The sequence below is a fragment of the Nonomuraea roseoviolacea subsp. carminata genome (genome assembly GCF_024172185.1).
In the GTDB taxonomy this organism is placed as follows: Bacteria; Actinomycetota; Actinomycetes; order Streptosporangiales; family Streptosporangiaceae; genus Nonomuraea; species Nonomuraea roseoviolacea.
In genome coordinates this window covers 3,829,003-3,853,376 of record NZ_JAMZEC010000001.1, presented here as the reverse complement: position 1 = coordinate 3,853,376, position 24,374 = coordinate 3,829,003, and the positions used below count along the sequence as shown (strand labels likewise).

At 74.4% G+C, this 24,374-nt stretch carries 22 protein-coding genes; 14 read left to right on the top strand and 8 right to left on the bottom strand.

The window, feature by feature from the left end:
• Positions 1-116 precede the first annotated feature (116 nt).
• Entirely contained in the window at positions 117-287 is a 171-nt protein-coding gene (locus HD595_RS18030) for a hypothetical protein (protein WP_253770482.1), read from the bottom strand.
• A 293-nt stretch (positions 288-580) separates the two neighbouring features.
• On the opposite strand from HD595_RS18030, the gene HD595_RS18025 reads away from it, so the two are divergent.
• Positions 581-2,509 carry an ABC transporter ATP-binding protein gene (locus tag HD595_RS18025; protein ID WP_253770481.1) on the top strand — a complete coding sequence of 643 codons (1,929 nt, stop codon included), beginning with the start codon at positions 581-583 and terminating at the stop codon, positions 2,507-2,509.
• Positions 2,506-3,408, top strand: coding sequence for a MauE/DoxX family redox-associated membrane protein (locus HD595_RS18020; RefSeq protein WP_253770480.1), 903 nt, complete (start codon positions 2,506-2,508; stop codon positions 3,406-3,408). The genes HD595_RS18025 and HD595_RS18020 overlap by 4 nt, the downstream gene beginning before the upstream one ends.
• Before the next feature lie 173 nt (positions 3,409-3,581).
• Here HD595_RS18020 and HD595_RS18015 read toward each other — a convergent pair whose 3' ends face one another.
• The 3 genes from HD595_RS18015 to HD595_RS18005 are packed head-to-tail and all read right to left on the bottom strand — an operon-like array spanning position 3,582 to position 7,960.
• The gene (locus HD595_RS18015; protein ID WP_253770479.1) at positions 3,582-5,138 is read right to left on the bottom strand and encodes a phospholipase D family protein; all 1,557 of its coding nucleotides are present in this window, start codon (positions 5,136-5,138) and stop codon (positions 3,582-3,584) included.
• Between the two features lie 10 nt (positions 5,139-5,148).
• Positions 5,149-7,506: a xanthine dehydrogenase family protein molybdopterin-binding subunit gene (locus tag HD595_RS18010; RefSeq protein WP_253770478.1), complete on the bottom strand. Its 2,358-nt coding sequence runs from the start codon at positions 7,504-7,506 to the stop codon at positions 5,149-5,151.
• Between the two features lie 55 nt (positions 7,507-7,561).
• Positions 7,562-7,960: a DnaJ family domain-containing protein gene (locus HD595_RS18005; protein WP_253770477.1), complete on the bottom strand. Its 399-nt coding sequence runs from the start codon at positions 7,958-7,960 to the stop codon at positions 7,562-7,564.
• A 109-nt stretch (positions 7,961-8,069) separates the two neighbouring features.
• Here HD595_RS18005 and HD595_RS18000 point away from each other — a divergent pair, with 109 nt between their 5' ends.
• From HD595_RS18000 to HD595_RS17970, 7 genes are all read left to right on the top strand, one after another.
• Complete coding sequence (locus HD595_RS18000; RefSeq protein ID WP_253770476.1) at positions 8,070-8,669, top strand: sulfite oxidase-like oxidoreductase; 600 nt, start codon at positions 8,070-8,072, stop codon at positions 8,667-8,669.
• Positions 8,669-9,439, top strand: a complete 771-nt coding sequence (locus tag HD595_RS17995; protein ID WP_253770475.1) for a ferredoxin reductase — start codon at positions 8,669-8,671, stop codon at positions 9,437-9,439. The genes HD595_RS18000 and HD595_RS17995 overlap by 1 nt, the downstream gene beginning before the upstream one ends.
• Positions 9,440-9,494: 55 nt before the next feature.
• Positions 9,495-9,776, top strand: coding sequence for a DUF6510 family protein (locus HD595_RS17990; protein WP_253770473.1), 282 nt, complete (start codon positions 9,495-9,497; stop codon positions 9,774-9,776).
• Between the two features lie 137 nt (positions 9,777-9,913).
• Positions 9,914-11,332, top strand: a complete 1,419-nt coding sequence (locus HD595_RS17985; protein WP_253770471.1) for an LCP family protein — start codon at positions 9,914-9,916, stop codon at positions 11,330-11,332.
• 71 nt (positions 11,333-11,403) lie between these two features.
• Positions 11,404-12,711, top strand: a complete 1,308-nt coding sequence (locus tag HD595_RS17980) for an FAD-dependent monooxygenase (protein WP_253770469.1) — start codon at positions 11,404-11,406, stop codon at positions 12,709-12,711.
• Between the two features lie 32 nt (positions 12,712-12,743).
• The gene (locus HD595_RS17975) at positions 12,744-16,157 is read left to right on the top strand and encodes a helix-turn-helix transcriptional regulator (RefSeq protein WP_253770467.1); all 3,414 of its coding nucleotides are present in this window, start codon (positions 12,744-12,746) and stop codon (positions 16,155-16,157) included.
• A 116-nt stretch (positions 16,158-16,273) separates the two neighbouring features.
• The gene (locus tag HD595_RS17970) at positions 16,274-17,182 is read left to right on the top strand and encodes an alpha/beta fold hydrolase (protein WP_253770465.1); all 909 of its coding nucleotides are present in this window, start codon (positions 16,274-16,276) and stop codon (positions 17,180-17,182) included.
• Positions 17,183-17,264: 82 nt separating this feature from the next.
• Here the strand turns inward: HD595_RS17970 and HD595_RS17965 are convergent, their stop codons facing one another.
• Positions 17,265-17,861 (bottom strand): TetR/AcrR family transcriptional regulator, encoded by a 597-nt coding sequence (locus tag HD595_RS17965; RefSeq protein WP_253770463.1) that lies wholly within the window; start codon positions 17,859-17,861, stop codon positions 17,265-17,267.
• 67 nt (positions 17,862-17,928) lie between these two features.
• Between HD595_RS17965 and HD595_RS17960 the strand changes: the two genes are divergently transcribed.
• Positions 17,929-19,212, top strand: a complete 1,284-nt coding sequence (locus tag HD595_RS17960; RefSeq protein WP_253770461.1) for a cytochrome P450 — start codon at positions 17,929-17,931, stop codon at positions 19,210-19,212.
• Positions 19,213-19,354: 142 nt separating this feature from the next.
• On the opposite strand, the gene HD595_RS45895 is transcribed toward HD595_RS17960, so the two are convergent.
• Positions 19,355-19,525 (bottom strand): DUF3073 domain-containing protein, encoded by a 171-nt coding sequence (locus tag HD595_RS45895; protein WP_301309530.1) that lies wholly within the window; start codon positions 19,523-19,525, stop codon positions 19,355-19,357.
• Positions 19,526-19,611: 86 nt separating this feature from the next.
• Here HD595_RS45895 and HD595_RS17950 point away from each other — a divergent pair, with 86 nt between their 5' ends.
• From HD595_RS17950 to HD595_RS17940, 3 genes are read left to right on the top strand one after another with little or no spacing between them, the layout of a single operon-like run.
• The gene (locus tag HD595_RS17950; protein WP_175590129.1) at positions 19,612-19,944 is read left to right on the top strand and encodes an ArsR/SmtB family transcription factor; all 333 of its coding nucleotides are present in this window, start codon (positions 19,612-19,614) and stop codon (positions 19,942-19,944) included.
• Positions 19,945-19,991: 47 nt separating this feature from the next.
• Positions 19,992-20,870 (top strand): 1,4-dihydroxy-2-naphthoyl-CoA synthase, encoded by an 879-nt coding sequence (locus HD595_RS17945; protein ID WP_253770459.1) that lies wholly within the window; start codon positions 19,992-19,994, stop codon positions 20,868-20,870.
• Between the two features lie 8 nt (positions 20,871-20,878).
• On the top strand, positions 20,879-21,811 hold the full coding sequence (locus tag HD595_RS17940) for an aminoglycoside phosphotransferase family protein (protein ID WP_420540711.1): 933 nt from the start codon (positions 20,879-20,881) through the stop codon (positions 21,809-21,811).
• A 100-nt stretch (positions 21,812-21,911) separates the two neighbouring features.
• On the opposite strand, the gene HD595_RS17935 is transcribed toward HD595_RS17940, so the two are convergent.
• A complete protein-coding gene (locus HD595_RS17935) occupies positions 21,912-22,592 on the bottom strand; it encodes an HPP family protein (RefSeq protein WP_253770454.1) in 681 nt (226 codons plus the stop codon).
• Positions 22,593-22,751: 159 nt separating this feature from the next.
• Between HD595_RS17935 and HD595_RS17930 the strand changes: the two genes are divergently transcribed.
• Positions 22,752-23,276 carry a CGNR zinc finger domain-containing protein gene (locus HD595_RS17930; protein WP_253770452.1) on the top strand — a complete coding sequence of 175 codons (525 nt, stop codon included), beginning with the start codon at positions 22,752-22,754 and terminating at the stop codon, positions 23,274-23,276.
• A 142-nt stretch (positions 23,277-23,418) separates the two neighbouring features.
• Here the strand turns inward: HD595_RS17930 and HD595_RS17925 are convergent, their stop codons facing one another.
• A complete protein-coding gene (locus tag HD595_RS17925) occupies positions 23,419-24,345 on the bottom strand; it encodes an NADP-dependent oxidoreductase (protein ID WP_308211173.1) in 927 nt (308 codons plus the stop codon).
• Positions 24,346-24,374 lie beyond the last annotated feature (29 nt).

Genomic DNA, 24,374 nt, shown 5'->3' with positions numbered 1-24,374 from the left:
TGACCCTTCGATCGCGGAGCGCATCGGGCATCACCGGAAAAGGCCGCCGGAACTGCGCCGACGGCCTTTCCCGGCGCATTGCGCCGGTCACGCGTCACGGCGTGACCGTGGGTATGTCAGACGATGGACGGGCAGCAGGGGAAGCTGCTGCAGACGGTGCGCTTGCAGGTGTTGACGCAGGCCTGCGGGCCGTGAAGCAGCTTGCCGAGCTCACCCTCGAAGTCGACCATGAGGTCCTCGAACTCGAGGACACCGGCGTCGCGGGGCTCCAGAGCAAGAGCGGACATGGGGGCTCCTTCCTTGGCCGTCGATCGACGACCGCTGTTGGGATCAGCCTTGGGAGGGCGCTTGGGTGGGCGCCGTCTCCCGCACCCTGCGCGTGGCCCGGAATCGCGTTTGCGACCAAGGTCACGCACAAACGGACGCATTATGGGCAGATATCCGGACACATGTCTAGAGGGTTCCCGAATCGCCCTAATTGTATTTACTCCGCCCTTTACAGTGCTTCTGGCGTCACCTAGATTGACTGCGTGATTCGGGGAACTCCGCCGTGCCGGTTGTCACGAAAGAGCCTCCCTGCGTGAGGCTGAAGCTGCGGCGCCTGGGCGCGAGTCAGCGCACGCCATCCTCCGCACGGGACGCCGATGTCCCGGACGACAGGTCCGGGCTGGACGTCGCCTACTGGGAGAGCCACGACGAGCATCTCCTGACCACGACGCTCGCCACGATCGCCCGCCGCCTCCCCTCGCTGGTCACCGGCGCGCTGCGGCTGGCCTGGGAGGCCAGCCCCCGCGACACGGCGGCGGCCGTGTCGGGTGCTCTGGCGGCCGGCGTGTTCACGGTCTTCGGCCTGGTGGCGACCTCCGACGTGCTCGCCTCCCTGTTCGCCGCCGGGCCCACCCCCGAGCGGGTGCGGGCCGCGCTCCCCTCGCTCCTGCTCGTCGCCGGCGCGGCCGGACTGCGCGGCGCGCTGCTGACGGGCGCCGGCTGGGCCCAGGCCCGGCTGAAGCCCCTGGTCGAACGGCTCGCGGAGACCAGGCTGTTCGAGCTGACCACCCGCGTCGACCTCACCGCGTTCGACGACCACGACTTCCACAACGCGATGCGGCGCGCCCGCGACAGCGGCGTCCCCGACAGCGCGACCGTGGTCGAGACGGCCGTCTCCGTGCTCACCGCCGCCGTCGGCGTGCTGGCCTCCGCCGTCGCGCTCGGCCTGCTCCACCCGGTCCTGACGCCGCTGCTGCTGGTCACCGCCCTGCCCGCGGGCTGGGCCGCCGTCCGGGCCGCCCGCCTCGGCTACCAGGGCTTCTACCGTCTCTCCGCGGCGCGCCGGCGCAAGTTCATGCTGTCGGACCTGATGGCCGAGCGGCTGCCGGCCGCCGAGGTGCGCGCCTACGGGCTGCGCGGCTTCCTGCTGGGCCAGTACGCCAAGGTGGCCGACCTGGAGCAGGAGGTGCAGCTCGACGTGGCCCGCCGGCGCACCGCCGCCAAGGCGGCCGGCGACCTGATGACCGGGGTGGCCACGGCCGGCGTCTACGTCGCGCTCGGCGCGCTGCTCGCGGCCGGTGTCGTCCCGCTGGCGGTGGCCGGGGCCGCGGTGCTCGCCGTCCGCGCCGGGCAGGGCTCGCTGACCGGCCTGATCCAGGCCATGAACCGCCTCTACGAGGCGGGCCTGTACTTCGGCGATTACCTGACCTTCCGCGAGCTGGCCGAGGAGCGCGCGGCCCCCTCGGGCGGCGCTCTCGCGCCCGCGCCCTTCCGCCGGCTGACCGCCGACGACGTCACGTTCACCTACCCGGGAGCCGGCCGTCCCGCGCTGTCGGGCGTCAGTGTGACCGTGAACCGCGGCGAGGTCATCGCGTTAGTCGGCGAGAACGGCTCGGGCAAGACCACGCTCGCCAAGCTCCTGGCCGGGCTCTACCGGCCGGACACGGGCGCGGTCCGCTGGGACGGCGCCGACCTCGCGACGCTCGACGCCGACGCGCTGCGCCGCCACGTGTCGGTCATCGCGCAGGACCACACGCGCTGGCCGCTGACCGTCCGCGAGAACATCGTCATGGGCGAGGCCGTGGACGAGCGCCGGCTGGCCGCCGCCGCGCGGGCGTCGGGCGCGCACGAGGTGGTGGCCGCGCTGCCGGACGGCTACGACGCCCTGCTCGACCGGCGTTTCCGCGGCGGGCACGACCTGTCGGGCGGCCAGTGGCAGCGCATCGCCGTGGCGCGCGGCTTCTACCGCGACGCCGCGCTGGTCATCTTCGACGAGCCGACCTCGGCGCTGGACGCCCGGGCCGAGCATGCCCTGTTCGAGCGCATCCGGTCGCATGCCGACGGACGTACGATCGTGCTCATCACCCACCGGCTGGCCAGCGTCCGCTACGCCGACCGGATCTACGTCCTCGACCACGGGCACGTGGCCGAGCAGGGCACGCACGAGGAGCTGATGGCGCGCGACGGGCTCTACGCCGACCTCTACGCGCTCCAGGCGTCGGCCTACCAGGAGGTGTCGTGATCGTCCTCGCGTCGGCGCCGCTCGCGGTGGCGGCCGTGCTGCTGGGGGCGGCCCTCGGCAAGATCCGCGACGTCCGCGCGTTCGCCGCGACGATCGAGGGCTACCGGGTGCTGCCGGCCCGGCTGGCCCTGCCCGCCGCCGTGGCCGTGCTCGTCGTCGAGGTGGTGGCGGCGGCCCTGCTGATGGTGCCGGTGACGCGCCTGTGGGCGGCCGTGGCGGCGGTGCTGCTGTTCGCGGTGTTCCTCGGCGCGATGGGGTCGGTGCTGCGGCGCGGGCTGAGCGTGGGCTGTGGCTGCTTCGGCGGTCGTGACCTGGTCGGGCCCGGCACGATGGCGCGCACGGGCGTGCTCCTCGTGCTCGCGCTCATGGCGGTGGCGGCGGGGCCGGCGCCGTTCGCGCCGCTCCAGGTGCCCGTGGCCGCCGCGCTCCTGGGAGTCGCGTTCGGGCTGCCGCTCCTGGTGCCCGGACGCGGACGGCACGGCCCGCGCGGCGGCCGTGCCTCCGGTGCCGCGGGCACGAGAGGCCCGCTCGAACACGGTCCCCGGCCCGGCACGCCCTTCGCGCTGGAGGGCGCGCCGGAGCGGACCGCCGACCGGGTCCTGTACGCGCTCGTCTCGCCGGGGTGCGGGCTGTGCACGACGATGCTGCCCCACTTCACCGCCATGGCCGCCCGGATGGAGGTCGTGCTGGTCAGCGCGGCTCCCAAGGACGGGTCCTTCGGCGCCGACGGGCCGCCGCTGGTGGTGGACCCGGACGTGTACGACCGCAACGACATCCTGTGGCCGCCGTACGCGGTGGTGACCGACCGCGGGGGCACCGTCCTCGCCGCCGGTGGCGCCGCCGACCCGGCCCAGCTCCAGGCCGTCCTCGACAGCGCCGCCACCCCCTCCCCGTCCTAGCGTCGCGCGCCGTCCCCCTCCCCTCCTCGTCCCGGTTTCCGCCCGCGTCACCACGATGCGCCGGTCACCACGAGCCCGGTGGGGGCGGGAGGCGGAATGGAGTCGCGCGGGCGCACGGAGCGGCGGGCTCGGGTGGGCCGGGTCAGAAGCGGCGGGCTCGGGTCGCGGCGGGGTCAGAAGCGGCGGGAGCGGCGCAGGGCTGCCGGTCGGCCGTCGGGGTCCACGGCCGCCCGGTAGAGCGGCATGGCCAGCAGCTTGCGGAAGCGCCCCAGCTCGGGAGCCGGGTGCGGCCGGAGACGGCCGGGCGGCCGGGCGCCCCGGCGCTCCCCGCGGTGCCAGGACTCCAGGCGCCGCGCCGACTCGGCGAACGCCTCGAAGGCCGCCTTCGGGTCGCACAGGTCGTCCACGTCGGCCGGGTCGCGGTCCAGGTGCTCGGCGGACAGCGCGAGCCGCAGGTCCCGGGCGAAGCGGCGGCCACCGGCGGGCGGGCGCGGGTCGGGCTCCTCGTCCAGCACCGCGCAGCTCAGCTCCGAGTCGTACGTCCACGACCGCAGGTTGACGTTGTCGGACCCGACGCTCGCCCACACGTCGTCCACCACGCACACCTTGGCGTGCACGTAGACCGGCGTGCCCGCGTGGTTCTCCAGGTCGTACACCGCGACCCGGTCGCCGCCCGCCTCCGTGAGCCGGGCCAGGGCCTCGGCCCGGCCGATGAGGCTCGCCGGACCGGCCAGCCAGCCGTCCTGGTCGGGGTGCCGGGGCACGACGACGATCATGCGCAGCTCGTCCTCGCGCTCCAGCGCCTCCGCGAACGGCTCGATCACCTCGGTGGACCACAGGTACTGGTCCTCCAGGTAGACCAGCGAGCGGGCCCGGCGCAGCACCTTCCGGTAGGCGCGGGCGACGCTCCGCTCGCCGCGCGGGGCGAACGGGTACGGGCGCCGCCGGTACGGATACGTCCGCAGGAGCTGCACGGCGTGCGTGCCGGCCCGGCCGGGAGCGGGGCCCGGCGGGGGCAGCGGGGGCACGTCGTCCATCCGCTCCAGGTGGTCGCGCAGGCGTCTCAACGGCTGCCGGGTCTCCGGGGCCGGGTCCTCCCAGCGCTCGCGGAACACGGTCTCCACCTCGGCCACCGCCGGGCCGTGGATCGCCGCCTGGACGTCGTGCCAGGGTGGGCTTTCGCCGTACACGTCGGGCATGGGCGCGGCCTGGGGGTCGCCGTGGTGGTCGGCGTCGTCGCGGCGGCTGTGGCACAGGTCCACGCCGCCGACGAAGGCCACGTCCCGGTCGGGGTCGCCGGGGCGCCGGACGACCACGAACTTCTGGTGGTGGGCGCCGCCGGGGCGGACCCGGGTGTCGAGCAACGCCTGACCGCCGGCCGCCTCGATCTTCTCGCCCAGGTGCCGGTTCTCTTCGGCGCTGAAGCGCAGCGCGTCCAGGTGGGATCGCCAGATCAGCCCTCTGACCAGCGCTCCTCTCGATGCCGCCCCGGCCAGCGCGTCGGAGATCCGCGGCCCGTCGTCGGTGAGCCGCTCGTCGGGGTCGCCGCGCCAGTCGGCGAACAGCACCAGGTCGTCCTCGCGCGCGCTCTCCAGGCACTCCTTGAGCTCGGCGAAGTAGGCCGCCCCGTGGATCAGTGGACGCACCAGGTTGCCCGTGGTCCAGGCGCCCAGCCGGGTGGACGGGTTGCCGCGTTCCTCGTCCGTGAGGAACCAGTCAGCGAGGTCCATTCGCTGACGGCTACCCGGCAGCGGCGCGGACATGCGTCAGCAGCGTCCACAGCCGCTCCGGCGTCAGCGGCGTGACCGTGATCAGGTCCGCGACCTCGGGCAGGGCGGCGGCGACCGCGTTGGCGATGGCGGCGGGCGGGCCGATGGTGCCGGCCTCGCCGACGCCCTTCATGCCGCCGGGCGTGACGGGCGAGGGCGTCACCAGGCTCGCCAGCCCGAGGGCGGGCACCTCCCTGGTCGTCGGCAGCAGGTACTCGGTGATCGGCTGCCCGTCGTCGGTGTAGACGATCTCCTCGGTCAGCGCCATGCCGATGCCCTGCGCGATGCCGCCCGCGAGCTGGCCGTCCACGATGGCCGGGTTGACCTGCACGCCGCAGTCGTTGACCGCCCAGTAGCCCTCCACCTCGACCGCCCCGGTCTCCGGGTCCACGGCCACGGCCGCCGCGTGGGCGCCGTAGGCGTAGGTGTAGGCGGACGGGTCGTAGACGGCCCGCTCCTCCAGCCCCGGCGAGGCGCCCTCGGGCAGGTCCCAGCCGCGCCACGCCGACGTGGCGACCTCGCGCAGCGTCAGCGCGGCGCGCGGGTCACCCTTGACCCGTACGGTCCCGCCGGCGATCTCCAGGTCCTCGGCCGCGGCCTCCAGGCGGTGGGCGGCGATGGCCAGGATCTTGTCCCGCAGGCGGGTCGCGGCCTGGGTGAGCGCCGCCCCGCCGACGACCAGCGAGCGGCTGGCGATCGAGCCGATCGGCGAGTACGGCGTGGCCGCCGTGTCGCCCAGCACCACCCGCACCCGTCCGGGGTCGACGCCCATGCGGTCGGCGGCGAGCTGGGCCAGCGTCGTCTCGATGCCCTGGCCGATCGCCGCCACGCCGGAGGCGACGACGACCGAGGCGTCGGGCTCCATGCGCACCACCGCGATCTCGTACCCGCCCGCGAGCTGGCCCGTGGTCTTCATGTCCTTCGACGGCCCGAGCCCGGTCGCCTCGACGTGGCAGGAGTACCCGACGGCCCGCCTGCGCCCGTCGCCCCGCGCGGACGCCGGGCCGCTCCCGACGCCCTCGGACACCAGGTCGCGCAGCGTGAGCAGGGCGCGCGGGTAGTCGCCCGAGTCGTACGGCTGGTAGAGCCGGGACACGCACGGCAGCTCCTCCGGCCCGAGCAGGTTGCGCAGCCGCAGCTCCACCGGGTCGAAACCGAGTCGCCGCGCCGCCTCGTCGATCAGCCGCTCCCGCGTGTACGTGGCCTCCGGCTGGCCGAACCCCCGGTAGGAGCCGGTCGGCGTGGTCGTCGTGACGACGCCGCGCACCCGTACGGCCGCCCGGTCGAACCGGTACGGGCCGGGCAGCAGGATGGCGGTCACCGAGAACGGCGAGATGCCGACGTTGGACGGGTGCGCCCCGATGTCGCCGACGACGTCGGCGTGCAACGCCACGAACCTGCCGTCGGCGTCCAGCGCCAGCCGCGCCCGGTGCAGGGCGGCCCGGGCGGGCAGCGTGGCGACCAGCCGGTCGCCGGGCGACTCGGTCCAGCGCACGGGCCGCCCGCCGAGGCGCATCGCGGCCAGGCAGACCAGCGCCTCGTCGGGGTAGAGGTGCTCCTTGCCGCCGAACCCGCCGCCGGTGTCGCCGCTGACGACGCGCACCCGGTCGTGGGTCAGCCCGAGCGCGTCGGCCGCGTGGTCGCGCACGTGGTGCGGCGCCTGCGTCGAGGTGCGGATCGTCAGCTCCCCGTCGGCGTACGTGGCGACGAGCGCGCGCGGCTCCATCGGGTACGGCGACGCCCGGCCGTACCGGAAGGCCAGCTCGACCACGTGCGCGGCGCCGGCGATGGCCTCCTCGCAGTCGGCGTCGCCGAGGACCGAGTCGGTGAGCACGTTGGAGCCCCAGTCGGGGTGGAGGATCGGCGCGTCCGCCTCCAGCGCCCGCTCCACGTCGACGACCGGTGGCAGCTCGTCCAGGTCGAGGTCCAGCAGCGCGGCGGCGTCGGCGGCGGCCTCGGGCGTCTCGGCGACGACCACGGCGAGCGGCTGCCCCACGTACCGGACCGTCTCCTCCATGGCCGGGTAGGAGGTGTCGCGCTGCCCGACGGCGAGCGTCACGCACGGCAGCCGCACGTCCGCCGCGTCGGCGGGCGTGATGACGTCGAGCACCCCGCCGGCCGCGCGCGCGGCGTCGGTGTCGCACTTGGCGAGCCGCCCGTGCGCGATCGGGCTGCGCACGACGACCGCGTGGGCCGTCGCGGGGAGCCGCACGTTGCCCGCGTACCTGGCCCGGCCGGTCAGCAGCCGGGCGTCCTCCCGGCGGGGCGCGCGCGCCCCCACGTGCCCGCCGTCGTCCCTGCCCTCGTCCCTGCCCTCGTCCACGCCCATGGCCCCGATTGTGAGCGCCGTCGCGCGGTCGGTCCAGGACCCGGCGGCAGGCGTCTCAGCGGGCCGCGCGCCACTCCGCCACGACCTTCTCCACGTCGTACGGGAGGAGGTTGAGCGGCGGGCCGGACAGCCCGGTGCGGATGGCCTCGCGGATGCGGGCGTTGATCTCCTCGACCACCTGCCGTGCCTCCCGCTCGGAGCGGGCGGCGCGCGCCTCGGCCAGCGCCTCCTCGGCGTCCTTGCGGAGCTGGAGCGTCGGCGGCAGCGGCATGGACAGCCCCTCGCTGCGCAGCTTCTGCTTGATCCACCACATCTCGTCGTACGGCTTGTCGAGATCGGGCAGGGGCTTGCCCTTGCCCGGCAGGTCGTCGAACTCGCCGCGCTCCTCCGCCTCGCGGATCTGCCGGTCGATCCACGACTCGAAGTTCACCCCGTACGGCTTGCGGTCGCTCACGGCCCTGCTCCTCCCGATGGCGGCGCCCCGCGACCCAGGCTATGCGCCCCCTGCGGATCTTGGAACGGGCCCGTGATGGAATGGCGGGAGAGTGTCAGAAGGAGGCGCCGTGGCCATCGTCTCGCGCGGCTTTCGCGGCCGGCCCCGAGCCGGCGGCGACCGGCTGCCGCCCGGCCAGTACCTCGTCGAGGACTTCCCCGTGCTGTCGGCCGGGCCGACGCCCCGCGTGCCGGCCGACCGATGGGAGTTCGCCATCGACACCGAGGCGGGTGAGACCCGCCGGTGGTCGTGGGAGGAGTTCATGGCGCTGCCGCAGGAGCGGCCGGCCGTGGACATCCACTGCGTCACCAAGTGGTCCAAGCTGGACACCCACTGGGAGGGCGTCTCGCTCGACGTGCTCTTCGAGGACGTGGAGAGCGCCGCCGAGTACGCGCTGGTCCACTCGTACGGCGGCTACACCACCAACCTGCCGGTCGAGGACCTGCTCGACGGCAAGGCGTGGATCGTCCACCGCTACGACGGCGAGGAGCTGGCGCCCGTCCACGGCGGCCCGGCCCGGCTGCTCGTCCCCCACCTGTACTTCTGGAAGTCCGCCAAGTGGGTGCGCGGCATCCGGCTGCTGAACGAGGACTGGCCCGGCTTCTGGGAGAGCGCCGGATACCACGAGTACGGCGACCCGTGGCGCGAGCAGCGCTACGAGGGCGACTAGTGGAGCGGCCCCTGGTGGAGCGGGCCTCGGTGGAGCGGGCCCCCGCCCGCCGGGCGCGCTGGACGGCCGCCCGCCTGACCGGGATCCGCGACGAGACGCCGACCGCGCGCACGCTGCGGTTCTCGGTGCCCGGCTGGCCCGGCCACCTCGCGGGCCAGCACGTGGACGTGCGCCTGACCGCCGAGGACGGCTACAGCACGCAGCGCAGCTACTCCCTGGCCGCCCCGGCCGACGGCGACACCGTCGAGCTGACCGTCGAACGCGTGCCGGACGGCGAGGTCTCGCCGTACCTGACCGAGGTCATGGAGGTCGGCGACGAGGTCGAGATCCGCGGGCCGGTCGGCGGGTGGTTCGTGTGGCGGCCGGAGAGCGCCGCGCCGGTGCTGCTCGTCGCGGGCGGGTCCGGGGTCGTGCCGCTGATGGCGATGGTGCGCGAGCGCCGCCGCGCGGGCAGCCGCGTGCCGTTCCGGCTGCTGTATTCCCTGCGCGAGCCCGGCGGCCGCTATTACGCGGACGAGCTGCGCCGGCCCGACCCGGGCGTGGACGTGACCTTCCTCTACACGCGCGGCACGCCGGACCCCTGGCCCCGGCCGGCCGGGCGCGTCATGCTGGACGACCTCGCCGAGGGCGGCTGGCCGTCGTCGTTCGAGCCCGACTGCTACGTGTGCGGGCCGACGGGGTTCGTGGAGACGGTCGCCGACCTGCTGCTCGCGCTCGGCCACGCGCCCGAGCGCATCCGCACCGAACGCTTCGGCCCCACCGGAGGCTGAGCCGACCACCAGGCTTCGGCCCCACCGGGGGCCGACCCGACCACAGGGGGCAGGCATGACCGCCGACCACCTCGACGGCAACGCGCTGGCCGGTCCGCTGGCCGAGCTGTTCGCCGTGGACGTCACCGCGGCGACCGGCCGGTGCGCGAGCTGCGGCCTGGCGGGTCCGATCGCCGCGCTGCACGTGTACGGCCCGGAGCCCGGGCTGGTGGGACGCTGTCCGGGCTGCGAGGAGGTGGTGCTGCGGCTCGTGCGCGGGCCGGGGAGCGCATGGCTCGACCTGCGCGGCGCCCTGTCGCTCCGGGTGACGCTGCCGAGTGACGGCAAGACCCGATAATCCGGACATTTCGCCGTCCTTACATCGCCCATACGCCGGATAAGTACACTCGGCCTGGTTCTCAACCGGCCGACATCTGCACCACCAGGCTCCTGGCCACGGGCGGCGCCCTCGGCCCCGTCCCCCTTGGGAGTCATGTGAGCAGCGGGCTTGTCGACGCGCCCCCGTCGCCGCCGTCCGGATCGCGCGAGCCGGCGCCGCGTGGCCGCGGACGCTGGGCGCGGTGGATCATCGTGGTCGCCGTCACGGTCGTCCTGCTGATCGCGGCCGGCGCGGTCGCCGTCTACGCCCGGCTGACCGGCAACGTCAAGCACGAGGACGTCACCGCCGAGGACCTCGGCGCCACCCGCCCGCCCAAGGTCGCCGGCACCGCGCTCAACGTGCTGATCGTCGGCTCCGACCAGCGCAACGGCAAGAACGCGAAGTACGGCCGCGTCGCGGGTGAGCGCACCGACACCATCATGCTGGCCCACCTGTCGTCCAAGCGGGACAACGCGATGGTCGTCAGCTTCCCCCGCGACTCCCTGGTGCAGCTCCCGGCCTGCCGCGCCAAGAGGAACCTGCCCGGCCAGCAGGCCCACCTCGGCATGATCAACGAGTCGTTCAACTCCGGCGGCATCGCCTGCACGTGGCGCACCGTCGAGTCGCTCACCGGCATCCACATCGACCACTACGTCAAGGTGGACTTCACCGGGTTCAAGAGCATGGTGGACGCCATCGGCGGCGTCCAGGTGTGCCTGCCGCAGGCCGTCAACGACAAGAAGGCGCTGCTCCACCTGCCCGCCGGCCGCCAGAACCTGAACGGCGAGCAGGCGCTCGGCTACGTGCGCGCCCGCTACAGCCTCGGCGACGGCTCCGACATCGGCCGGATCCAGCGGCAGCAGATGTTCATCGCCTCCATGGTCAAGAAGGTGATGAGCGGCGAGACCCTGACCGACCCGGCCAAGCTGCTCGGCTTCCTGGACGCGGGCACCAAGGCCGTCACCACCGACCCCGGCCTCACGCCGGGCGTCATGAAGGACCTGGCGACCGGCCTGCAGGGGATGAACGCCGGGAAGATCCGGTTCATCACCACGCCCTGGCACTACTCGCTCACCCAGCCCGGCCGGGTCGAGTGGGTGCAGCCGCAGGCCGGCAGGCTGTTCCAGATCGTGGCCCAGGACCGCGACCCCGGCGGCGTCAAGGGCGGCCAGACCAAGGTGGCCCGCTCCAAGGTGCAGATCGAGCTGCGCAACGGCACGTACCGGGGCGGGCTCGGCACCCAGGTGGCCGCCGCGCTCGAACAGCGGGGCTACCACATCACCAAGGTCGGCGACACGGCCCGCAAGCCGTACCCGAAGACCACGGTCCTCTACTCGCCGAACGGCGAGACCAGCGTCCCCACGCTGAGCAAGGACCTGCTGGCCGTGACGCCGCGCGCCGTCTCCGGGGCCCGGACGAGCCGGCTGATCCTCGTCATCGGGAACGACTGGAAGGGCGTGAAGCCGCTGCGGGCCGACGACACCGAGGCGATCACCGGCTTCGACGCCACCCACGACACGTGCGCCGCCACCTGACGGGGGTGTGACGCGCCGGGACGTGCAACCGAGTCGCTCATGCCCGCCGAAGACGGGGGCAGGAGGTGTCCATGCCCACGGACCATGACGACCACCACCCACCGTCCTCGGTAGGCACGCACGAAACGGACCGCCGCCCCGGCAGCGAGTACGACACGGACTGCGCGATCGTCGGGGGCGGCCCGGCGGGGGTCGTGCTCGCCTACCTGCTGGCGCGCGGAGGCGCGCGGGTCACGCTGCTGGAGTCCCACGGCGACTTCAACCGCCGCTTCCGCGGTGACTCGATCGCCCCCGCGGTCCTCGACTACCTGCACACCCTCGGCCTGGCCGACGAGATGCTGGCGACGCTCCCCCACACCGTGGCCGACAGCTTCGTCTGGCGGGCCCGAGGACGCGCCTACACCCTGGCCGACTACCGCCGCGCCAGCCCCCGCTACCCCTACTACGCGCTCATCCCCCAGGCCCGCTTCCTGCCCTTCATGGCTGAGAAGGCGGCCGCCTACCCGGGCTTCGAGCTGCGGATGCGCGCCCGCGCCCGCCGGCTGCTGCGCGACGGGGACGGCCGCGTGAACGGCGTCGCGTACACCGAGGACGGCGCCGCCCGCGAGCTGCGCGCCCGCCTGGTGGTGGCCGCCGACGGCCGCAACTCGAAGCTGCGCGCCCTCGGCGGCTTCACGGCGACCGAGCTGGGCGCGAGCCTGGACGTGCTGTGGCACGCGGTGCCCCGCGAACCCGACGACCCGGCCCTGTCGGGCCTGCAACTGGTGACCGCGCCCGGCGCCCTGCTCGCCGTCCTGAACCAGGACACGAGCTGGCAGCTCGGCTACATGATCGCCGCCGGCAGCCACGGACAGGTGCGCGAGCGGGGCATCGGGCCGATCGTGGAGGCGTTCACGCGGGAGCTGCCATGGCTGCGCGACCGGCTCTCCTCGCTGACCGACGTCAACCAGCTCACGCTGCTCCCGGTGCGGATCACCTCGGTCGACCCGTGGTACCGCCCGGGGCTGCTGCTCATCGGCGACGCCGCCCACGTGATCTCCCCCGTCGGCGGGAACGGCATCAACCTCGCCATCGCCGACGCCGCGGCCACCGCCAACGCGATCCTGCCCTGCCTGCTGGACCCCGCCGCGCCGCCCGACGCGCTGGACACGGCGTGCCGGGAGGTGGAGGCGGCCCGCCGCCCGCCGACGGACAGGGAGCAGCGCAGCCAGCGGCGCGCGGAGCGCGCGGCCGGGGCCCGGCTGGCCAAGGGGACGACCGCGCCGCCGCTCATCTTCCGCCTGTTCGACCGGGTGCCGGCGATCGCCACGCTGAACGGCCGGCAGAACGCCTCGCTCATCCGCGTACCGCCGCCGCGGGCGGAGATCCTGCGGGCCTGAATCCGACTCCACGCCATATACAGTCCTTTTTCATGCTGCACGGCAGAGCCGCGGAGACCGCCGCGATCACCGACCTGCTGGCCTCGGCCGCCGCCGGGGAGGGCGGGGCCCTGGTGCTGCGCGGCGATGCCGGGGTCGGCAAGTCGTCCCTGCTGTCCCTGGCCGCCTCCCTGGCTTGCCCGCCGTCCTCGGCGGAGGGCGTCTCGGCGGGTGTCCCGGACGATGGCTCCGCGCGTGTGTTGGGGCGCGCCATGCGGGTGCTGCGGGCCGGGGGCTTCGAGCCGGAGGCGGACCTGGCGTTCGCGGCGCTGCACCAGCTCCTGCGGCCCGTGACCGGCCTGCTGGAGGCGTTGCCGGGACCGCAGCGCGACGCCGTCGCCGGGGCGCTCGGCCTGGCCGCGCCCAGCTCGGACCGGTTCCTCGTCTCGGCCGGCGTGCTGTCGCTGCTGGCGGAGGCGGCCGTACCGGACGGGCTGCTGTGCCTGGTGGACGACGTTCAGTGGCTCGACCGGGCTTCGGCCGACGCGCTGCTGTTCGCGGCCCGGCGACTGCGCACCGAGGGCGTGGTGATGCTGCTGGCCGTACGGGGTGACATGCCGGTCAAGGGGCTGCCGGAACTGCGGGTGGGCGGGCTCGACGCGGCCAGCGCGGGCGACCTGCTCGGGTCGCGGGCGGCGCTCGCGCCGGCCGTACGGGACCGGCTGGTGGCGCTGTCGGGCGGCAACCCGCTCGTGCTGCGCGAGACGGCCACACGGCTGACGGCCGCCCAGCTCTCGGGACAGGCGCCGCTGCCGGACCCGCTGCCAGGAGGCGAGCAGCTCTTCGGGGACCAGGTGGCGGGGTTGAGCGAGGCGGCCCGGCTGGTGCTGCTGTCCGCGTCACTGGAGAGCGACCTCGACGTCACCCTGCACGCGTCTGCCCGGCTCCTGGAGGCCACGTCGAAGGCGGCGGGTAGTGGTCGGCATGACATCAGTGCGGCCCCCGTCGGTGCGGCGGCAGCCCCCGGTGTGGCGGGCCCTGGTGCGGCGGGACTCGGGGTGGCGGGACCCGGGGTGGCGGGACCCGGGGTGGCGGGACCCGGTGTGGCGGGACCCGGTGTGGCGGGACCCGGTGTGGCGGGACCCGGTGTGGCGGTGGCCGGGTTGCAGGAGGCGGAGGCGGCCGGGCTGGTGAGCGTTGAGGGGGCGACGGTCCGGTTCCGGCATCCGCTGGTGCGTTCGGCCGTCCACGCGTGGGCCGGGTCGGTGCGGCTGCGGCAGGCCCACGCGGTGCTCGCCGGGCTCGTCGAGGGCGACCGGCGGGCGTGGCACCTGGCCGCCGCCTCCCTGGGGCCGGACGAGGAGGTGGCCGCCGCGCTCGCCCTGTCGGCCGCGCGGGCGCGGGCACGCGGCGGGTACGGCGACGCCGCCACCGCCCTGGCCCGGGCCGCCGAGCTCACCCCCGCGCCCGCCCGTCGTGCGGAGCGCCTGGTGGAAGCGGCCACGGCCGCCTGGCTCGCGGGCCGTCCCGGCCAGGCTCAGACCTTGCTCGCCGAGGCCCGCGAACTGGCCGAGACCTCCACTGCGCCACCGGCCGACGCCGAGACTCTCCCCACACACCCGACCCACCCTGACGAAGCCCCACCCCGCACGGCGACATCCCTCACAGAGGCGTCCCGCACGGAGCCGCCTCACACGGAGCCGCCCCACACGGGGACATCTCGCGCAGAGACGCCCCACACGGAGACGCGCCGCACGGAGACCTCGCGCACAGAGACGCCTCCCGCGAAGGCGCCCCACACGCTGGACGACGTCCCGCGTGATGCGCGCGGCCCTCTGGAGGGGCGCTCACGCGGCAAGGGGGTCCTGTCCGGCAAGGGGGTCCTGTCCGGGAAGGACGAGCCGGCCGACGAGGCGGACTCTGCCGATACGACGGGCGCGGCCGGGAAGACGGGCGCGGCCGGGGAAGCCGGACCAGCCGACGGGACCGGCCCGGCCGGGAAGACGACCTCGGCCCGGAAAGCCGGACCAGCCCACAGCACCGACCCAGCCGGAAGGACGGACTCGGTGGGGATCACGAGCCTGGCCGCAGAAGCCGAGCCGGACCACAAGCCAGACCTGGTCGGGGAGATCGCGCGGTTGCGGGGCCGCTTCGAGTTGAACTCGGGGGACGCGGCCGAGGCCGTGCGGATCCTGAGCGGCGGCGACTCCCTGGAGGCGCTGGCCGACGCGTCCGAGGCGGCGAGTTACGTGGGCGACGTGGCCGCCATCGTGGAGCTGGGCCGCCGGGCGCGGGCGCACCCCCGGGGGTTCCTGCGCGACACCGTCGCCGGCATCGGCGCCATGATGGACCCCGAGGCCGCCGACGGTGAGGAGCTGCTGCGCGGGGCGCTGGCCCGTACCGGCGAGTTGCGGGAGGCCGCCGAGTTCCTGTGGGCGTGCGCGGCGGCCAGCTATCTGGGCGAGGCCGACCTGTCGGCCGAGCTGGCCGGCCGGGCGGGCGCCGTGGCGAGGATGTCGGGCATCGTGGGACAGCTCCCGGTCGTGCTGGAGTTCGTCGCGACGGCCGAGCGCATCAAGGGCCGGCTGGCGGAGAGCGCCGCGATCGCCGAGGAGGGCCTGACGCTGGCCCGCGAGGCCGGCTACACCAACTCGGTCAGCGCCCACCTGGCGAACCTCGCCGTCGTGGCCGCCCTGCGCGGCGAGGAGGAGGGCTGCCGGAGGTACGCCGCCGAGGCGCTGGCCATCGCCGTCCCGCACCGGGTCGGGCTGCGGGCGGGCGTCGCCGCGTACGCGCTGGCGATGCTGGACCTCGGGCTGGGCAGGTTCGAGGCGGCGCACGCCCGGTTCGTGGCGATCACCCGGGCGGGACCGGGGGCCGGGCATCCGACGGTGGTGTGGCGTTCCACCCCGGACCGGGTCGAGGCGGCCGTGGCGGCGGGTGAGCCGGAGGCGGCGCGCGCGGCGGTCGAGGGGCTGGAGCGGTGGGCGGCGAGCGCCACGACGGCCGAGGCGAGGGCGCTGCTCGCCCGGTGCCGCGCCCTGGCGGGCGGCGGCGACGAGCTGTTCGAGGAGGCGCTGCGGCTGCACGGCGAGCCGTTCGAGGGGGCGCGCACGGCCCTGCTGTACGGCGAGCGGCTGCGCCGCGCGGGGCGGCCGGGGCAGGCGCGGGCGCACCTGCGGGCGGCGATGGAGGCGTTCCAGCGGCTGGGCGCCGAGCCGTGGGCGCGGCGGGCGCACGGCGAGCTGCGGGCGGCGGGCGAGACGGCGGCCCGGCCGGAGAGCGACGCGCTGGCGGCGCTCACGCCGCAGGAGTTGCGCATCGCGCGGCTGGTGGCGGCGGGCGCGTCGAGCAAGGAGGTGGCCGCGCAGCTCTTCCTCAGCCCGCGCACCGTCGAGTACCACCTGTACAAGGTGTATCCGAAGCTCGGGATCACCTCACGCACCGAGCTGGCCCGGCTGCTGTGACCCCATGAGCCCTGTCGGCCCCGTAGGAAGGCCGCGTTGATCCCGGTAAGCCGCCCGTACCGAAGCCCAGTAGTCCTACTGAAGGCGTACGGGCCCGAACGCGACAGAGTTGCGGCATGCAAACGAACCTGATCGACATCGACGGCGTCCAGCTCCACACCGAGGAGTTCGGCGACCCGGACGGCACTCCGATCCTGCTGGTGATGGGCTCCATGTCGCAGGGCGTCCTGTGGCCCGACGCGTTCGTGGGGCGGCTCGTGGCCGGCGGCCGGCGGGTGATCCGCTACGACCACCGCGACACGGGCCGGTCGGCCGTCTTCGACTTCGCCGCCCAGCCGTACACATGGGACGACATCAAGGACGACGTGCTGCGCGTCATGGACGCGTACGGGCTGGAGAGCGCGCACCTCGTCTGTCACTCGGCGGGCGGGCTGCTCGGCCAGTACATCGCGGTCGAGCACCCCGAGCGGGTGCGCACGCTGACCGTGATCGGCTCCTCCCCCCTGGGCGGGCACGAGGGAGCGGTGATCATGCGGGCGCTCATGGGCGAGCCGCAGCCGGAGGGCAGCCTGCCGCCGCCCAGGCCCGAGTTCGTCGACCACTTCCGCAAGGTGATCGCGAGCCCGCCGCCCGCGAGCCGGCGCGAGCAGATCGACCGGATGATCGAGGAGGCGCGGGTGTTGCACGGCACCGCCCTGCCGTTCGACGAGGACGCCGAGCGTCAGCTCCAGGAGCGCATCTTCGAGCGGGCGCGCGACCTGGCCGCCGTCGTCAACCACCGGCTGGCCGCCGCCGCCAAGCCGGACTTCGAGCCGGAGGGCGTGCTGCACCAGGTGAAGGCGCCGACGCTGGTCGTCGAGGGCACCAACGAGCCGGCCAAGCCGGGGCACGGCGCGATCATCGCGGAGCGGATCCCGGGAGCGCGGCTGCTCATGGTGGAGGGCATGGGGCACACCCTGCCGCCGGAGACGCACGAGGAGCTGGCCGGCGCGATCCTCGCCCACACCTCCCCCGACCGGACATGACCCTGCCCGGGGCGCTCGGGTCTCCTCTCGCGGGACGCGAACCGGCGGGCCCGAGCCGCCCTCCCAGGTCAGCCGAGCGGGCTCAGCCGGCGAACGCCGAGAGCGCGGCGAGCGCGTCCACGACCTGGCGGGCGTCGGGCGTGCTCGCCGGGTCGAGCAGCCACTGCAACATGAGACCGTCGGAGACGGCGATGAGCACGGACACCAGCGCCTCGGCCGTGACCGGCGAGTCGGGGCCCAGGTCGGTGCCCGCCCTCCGCAGCATCTCCACGCCCGCCTGGCGGGCCCGGGCGTAGGCGGCGGCGAGCTTGTCCCGCAGCGCGTCCTCGCGCAGCGCCGCCGGGAAGCCCTCCACGCAGACGACGAGCTGGGGCCGCATCTCCTCGAACACGTCGACCAGCGCGATCATGGCCCGCTCCAGCAGCTCGCGCGGCGAACCGGGACCCGTGCCGAAGATCTCCTCCTCCACGCGTCGGGTCCATCTCTCGAAGCACCCGATGATGGCCTCGTTGAGCAGCGCGTCCTTGCCGCCGAAGTGGTAGCCGATGGACGCGAGGTTGGTGCCGGAGGCGGCGACCAGGTCGCGCGCCGTCGTACGGGCGTAGCCCTTGTCGCGCAGGCAGCTCACCGCGGCGGCCAGCAGTCGTTCCCGGTATCCGCCGGCCTCTGTTCGTGACACGCGATCCATGCTATCGATGTATACGAGCGTCTATGACGTACGTATATATACATCGTGGAGGTGCGACATGATCCCACCCGGCCCCAGGCTGCCCGCCGCCGCGCAGACGGCCTGGTTCATGGCCGACCCCGTGGGGTTCTTCGAGAGCTGCCACCGCCGCTACGGCCCCGTGTTCACCGCGCGCTACGTCGGGTTCCCGCCCGAGGTGTACGTCGCCACCGGGGAACTGGCCGAGCAGGTCTACCGGACCGACGCCGGCGGCGGACGGGCCGGCGAGGCCCGGCGCGACTTCCTCGAACCCCTGGTCGGCGCCCACTCGGTGCTCACGCTCGACGGCGACCCCTGGTGGGCCCACCGCAAGCTGCTCACTCCGCCGCTGCGCGCCAGGCAGGTGGCTGGCTACCACGACGAGATCACCGAGATCGCCGCCGAACGCGTCGCGGCCTGGCCGCTCGGCCGCCCGTTCACGCTGCGCGAGCGCATGCAGGACATCACCATGGAGGTGATCCTGCGGCTGATCTTCGGCATCCGGGACGCCGCGCGTCTGACCCGGCTGCGGCGGCTGCTGCCCGACCTGCTGCACGTCAGCAGCGCGATGTCGGTCGCCATGGCGCCGCCCGGGCTGCGGTCCGCGATGGGGCGCGTACCGTTCGCGCCGTACCGGCGGTTCCTGCGGCTGAGGGCCGACGTCGACGCGATCCTGTACGACGAGATCGCCCGGCGCCGCGACGACCCCGGCGGCACCGACGTGCTGGGCCGGCTGCTGGAGACCGAGCTGGGCGACGAGGAGATCCGCGACGAGCTGATCACCATGCTGCTCGCCGGGCACGAGACGACCGCGACCGGCCTCGCCTGGGCGTTCGAGCGGCTGCTGCGCCTGCCCGCGGTGCTGGAGCGCCTGCCCGACGACGAGGAGTACCTCGACGCGGTGGTCAAGGAGGTGCTGCGCGTGCGGCCCGTCGTCTACGAGGCGCCGCGCCTGCTCGACGCCCCGCTCCTGCTCGGCGGCCATGAGGTGCCCGCCGGCTGGTACGCCGGGCCCGCCATCCCGCTCGTCCACCACGACCCGGCGGTCTGGGACGAGCCTCAGGAGTTCAGGCCCGAACGCTTCCTGGACGGCCGGCAGCACATCCGGTCGTGGATGCCGTTCGGCGGCGGCCGGAGGTTCTGCGTCGGCGCGCAGCTCGCCCTGCTGGAGATGCGCGTCATCATCCGCGAGGTCCTGCGCCGCCTGGACCTGTCGGTGACCGATCCGGCCCCGGAGGCCAGGCGGCTCAAGAACGTCACGCTCGCGCCGGCCAGGCGCACCCGCGTCGTCGCGCGGGCCCGGGTCCGGGCACGCGCGGCCTGACGCACACCGCGGGACATGTCACGCGCGGTGTGACACACACCGCCGGACGTGTCTCGCACGACATGACGCACCCCGCGGGACGTGTCGCACACCACGAGGTGTGGACCGCCTCGACGGGTGGAGGTGAAGACCGGGACCCGCCTCAACGGGCGGGCTCGGACTCCTGCTCAGACGACGTGACGGGACGCAAGTCGTCACGATGCGAGTCGACGGTGAGCTCCTCGCGAAGCCGGTCGTAGTCGATGGTGTGGCTGGTGTACTTCAGCTGGCGAGCGACCTTTGTCTGCTTCGCCTTGGCTCTTCCTCGGCCCATGGCATCTCCCTAGTCCCCGCTGTCATCCTAGCCAACAACGTTACGACTTGAAGAATTATGCAAGTGAACTGGATTAGTCTGTCACTATGCACGTGGAGGTCTACCAGGCCAAGGCCGACTTCTTCCGCACTCTCGGCCACCCCGCTCGCATCCGGGTCCTGGAGCTGCTTCAGGAAGGACCGCTCCCCGTAAGGGATCTCCTGGCCCAGATCGACATCGAGGCGTCGAGCCTGTCCCAGCAGCTCGCGGTGCTGCGCAGGGCCGGGATCGTCAGCGCCATCCGTGAGGGCAGCACGGTCGTCTACACACTGGCCACCCCGGAGCTGTCGCAGCTCCTCGACACCGCGCGGCGCATCCTCACCGACATGCTCGCCGACCAGGGCGAGTTGCTGGCGGAGCTGCGCGCGGAGGTCACCTGACCCGTCCGGCCGGAGAGGTGCCGAGGGGTTCGGTTAGGCTCTGGCGCATGGTCTCCGAGCTGTTCGATCCCAAGGCGTGGCAGGCGGTCGAGGGATTCGCGTTCACCGACATCACCTATCACCGGGCGGTCGACCACGGCACGGTCCGCATCGCGTTCAACCGCCCGGAGGTGCGCAACGCCTTCCGGCCGCAGACGGTGGACGAGCTCTACCGGGCGTTCGACCACGCCCGGCAGACGACCGACGTCGGCTGCGTGCTGCTCACCGGCAACGGCCCGTCGCCCAAGGACGGCGGCTGGGCGTTCTGCTCGGGCGGCGACCAGCGCATCCGCGGCAAGGACGGCTACCAGTACGCCGACGGCACCCCCTCCACCGGGCGCCTGCACATCCTCGAGGTGCAGCGGCTCATCCGGTTCATGCCGAAGGTGGTGATCTGCGTGGTGCCCGGCTGGGCGGCCGGCGGCGGGCACAGCCTGCACGTGGTCAGCGACCTGACGCTGGCCAGCGAGGAGCACGCGCGCTTCAAGCAGACCGACGCCGACGTGGCCAGCTTCGACGGCGGCTTCGGCTCCGCGTACCTGGCCCGGCAGGTCGGCCAGAAGTTCGCCCGCGAGATCTTCTTCCTCGGCGACACCTACACCGCAGCCGACGCGCACCGCATGGGCATGGTCAACGCCGTGGTGCCGCACGCCGAGCTGGAGGCCACGGCCCTCGAATGGGCCCGCAAGATCAACGGCAAGTCGCCCACGGCGCAGCGCATGCTGAAGTTCGCCTTCAACATGATCGACGACGGGCTGGTGGGCCAGCAGGTCTTCGCCGGCGAGGCGACGCGGCTGGCGTACATGACCGACGAGGCCGCCGAGGGCCGCGACTCGTTCCTGGAGAAGCGCGCCCCCGACTGGTCGCCGTTCCCCTGGCACTACTGATCCACGGCATGCGGAGCTCGCGGCCGATGGAGATCGTCGTCCCGGAGGCGCTGACGGCGTCCCACGTCAAGTGGGACGGCGATGCGGGGCGCGCCTGGGTGGCGGGGCTGCCCGAACTGGCCGCGCGGTACCTGGAGGAGTGGGAGCTGCGTCTCGACGGCGGCCCGTGGCACGGCGTGGTGGCGCTGGTGCTGCCCGTCGTGCGCGCCGACGGCACGCGGGCCGCGCTCAAGCTCCAGCCGGTCACCGGCGAGAACTCCGGCGAGGGGCCCGGCCTGCGCGCTTGGGCCGGGCGCGGCGCCGTACGGCTGCTCGACGAGGACCCGCTCACCGGCACGCTCCTGCTCGAACGGCTCAGCGCCGGGCGCTCGCTCTCCTCCGTGCCCGACGACATGGAGGCGCTGCGGATCCTCACCGGGCTGCTCGGACGCCTGGTGTCCCGGCCCGCCCCGCCCGGTGTGCGGCTGCTGGGCGACATCGCGCGCGGCCTGCTGGACGCCGCGCCGCGCACGACCGCGGGGCTGGCCCGCGAGGAGGACCGTGAGCTGGTGACCGCCTGCGCGGCGGCCGTCGCCGACGTGGCGGCCGAGCCCGGCGACCGGCTGCTCCACTGGGACCTGCACTACGACAACGTGCTGGCCGGCGACCGCGAGCCGTGGCTGGCCATCGACCCCAAGCCACTCGCCGGCGACCCCGGCTTCGACCTCATGCCCGCGCTGCGCAACCGGTGGGACGACGTGGTGGCCTCGGGAGACGTCCGGCGCGCGGTGCTCGGGCGCTTCGACCTGATGACGGACCTGCTGGGGCTGGACCGGGCTCGGGCGGCCCGGTGGACGCTCGGCCGGGCGCTGCAGAACACCGTCTGGGACGTCCAGGGCGGCGCCGGCCGGATGGACGAGGTCCAGGCCGCGATCGTCCGCGCCGTGAGCGCCCGGCTCTAGCTCCGTCCTCCTCCGGCGCCGGAGGCCAGGCGGGCGCCCGGCGGAGGCGGTGCGGGCGCCCGGCGGAGGCGGTGCGGGGCGCCCGGCGGAGGCGGCTCTTTCACAGCCAGTAGGCGGGGTAGCGGTGGCCCGGCAGCAGCCGGCCGAGCAGGACCCCGCTGGCGATCACGATGGCGCTGGCCGTGACCACCGGCGTCAGCAGGTACCACGGCGCCGGGGCGGTGAGGCCGATGAGGGCCGCGGTGGCGGCGGCCGGCGGGTGCGGGGCGCGCAGCAGCAGCATCGGGGCCGTGGTCAGCGCCGCGGCCACCGCGGCGGCCCAGATCGACGGCCCGGCCACCGCCGTGACCGCCAGCGCCACGACCGTCGCCGACACGTGCCCGAGGACGATGCTCCGGGGCTGCGCGAACGGCGCCGCCGGGACGAGCGCGACGATGGCCGCGCTGGCCACGAACGGCAGCGCGAACAGCGCCAGCCCGCTCAGACTGGTCACCCCCGCCAGCACGAGCAGCGCCGCGAGCGCCGCCCCGGTCGCCTTCACCACGTTCGGCAGCGGCGCCCTGGCCGGAGCCTGCGAGGTCCAGCCCCGGAGAACGCCCGCGCGGACGCCTCCGGTCCGCGAGGCCCCGGCCGCCCCCCGGCCTTCCGGGACGGCTCTCAAGGGCTCCTCGTGCGGCGCGGACGGCTGGGCGTCGCGCACCGGACGGTCGTGGAACCGGTCGTGGCGCGACGGCAGCGCGGGGTGGTCGGCGTGGCGGCGCTTGCTGAGGCGATCGGACATCGCGGGCTCCAGACGTGCGAGGCAGGGGGGAGGTCGAGAGCCTTCGCCCTAACCGGCTAAACGGTTTTTACAGGTTAGGTGATAGCATGGAGCCATATAACCGGTCAACTTGGTTTGAGGGGTTAGGCAGTGAGAGTCCGGCCGCTTCGCGGAGAGCCCGTGGCGTTGGACCTGGTCAACACGGTGTGGCGCGAGCACGGCGCCGAAGTGGACCAGTTCGACGATCTCGACGGGGTGCGCGCCTGGCTGTCCGACCATGACATGGACGGCGCCATGGATCACGTCATGGACGGCGGCGACGCGGGCGCGGGGCTGGAGGCCGTGCGGGACCGGCTGGTGCGGGCGCGGGAGGCGGTGCGCGACACCCTCGAAGGGCGCGGCTCAGCGGGCCTGAACGACGTGCTCGCGCACGGCTCGGTCCGGCCGCTGATGCGCGACGGCGAGCCGTACGAGCTGGTGGTCGTGGACGAGCCCGCCTGGCGTCCGGCGTGGACGGCGGCGGCGGCGTTCGTGCGGATGATGGCCGAGCGGCCGTCGCGGGTGCGCCCGTGCGCGCACCCCGAGTGCATCCTGTGGTTCCTGGACGTGAGCAAGAACGGCAGCCGCCGCTGGTGCTCGATGGAGAGCTGCGGCAACCGCGCGAAGGCGGGCCGGTTCAGCCGGCGGCACAAGACCACCGCCTGACCGGCCCGCCCGGCCACGGCACACGCGCCGGAGGCCACCGCCTGGCAGGCTTGCCCTGGCGCGGCGCCGTGCCGAAGATCGCCGCCGACCGGCACGGCGGCACATGGCCGCCGCCACCCGGCTGCCTCTGTCGGTCGGTCGCTCAGTCGATGACGAGGGCCAGCTTCCCGCGCCCGTGGCCGGTCTCGATCTCGCGGTGTGCGTCCGCCGCCTCCTCCAGCCGGTACGTCCGCCGGATCGGGAAGAGCAGCTTCCCCGAGGCGTACAGCGCCGCGTACCGGCCGAGCCGCTCAGCGGTCCGCACCCCCTGCGTCGTCCTGATGCCTAGTTCGGCCGCCCTGCCGTGCTCGACGAGCGTGAGGATGCGATCGCGGTCCTTGACCAGCTCCAGCGAGACCTCCAGCGCCGCCCCGCCCGCGCCGTCGAGCGCCGCGTCCACGCCGCCGGGCGCGAGCGCGCGCACCCGGTCGGCGAGCCCGTCCCCGTACACCACCGGGACGGCCCCGAGGGCGCGCAGGTGCTCGTGGTTCTCCTCGCGGGCCGTGCCGATCACCGTGGCGCCGCGCCACCTGGCGATCTGCACCGCCGCCGTGCCCACCGCCCCGGCAGCGCCGTGGATGAGCAGCGTGTCGCCCTCCCCCACGGCCAGCCCGTCGATGGCCAGCTCGGCCGTCTGCACGGCCGCGGTCAGCGCGCCCGCCACCTCCCAGGGGACGCCCGCGGGCTTGGGGGCCACGTTGTCCGCCGGCACCACGATGTACTCCGCGTAGCCGTTGAGCAGCGAGAAGCCGAGCACCTCGGCCCCCGGCGCGACCCCGTCCACGCCGTCGCCGACCTCGTCCACCACGCCTGCGAACTCGTTGCCGGGCACGCGCGGCAGCCCGCCGCCGGCCCCCGGCGGAACCCAGCCCTCGCGGACCGCCGTGTCGAACGGCTGCATGCCCGCCGCCTTCACCCGGACCCGGATCTCACCCGGCCCGGGCTCGGGCAGCGGCAACTCCATGACCTGCAAGACCTCGGGGCCGCCGGGGGTGGCGAACGCCGCTGCTCTCATCGTTCGTCTGCTCATGGGCCGAGCGTGCCGCCTCAACCGCGCTT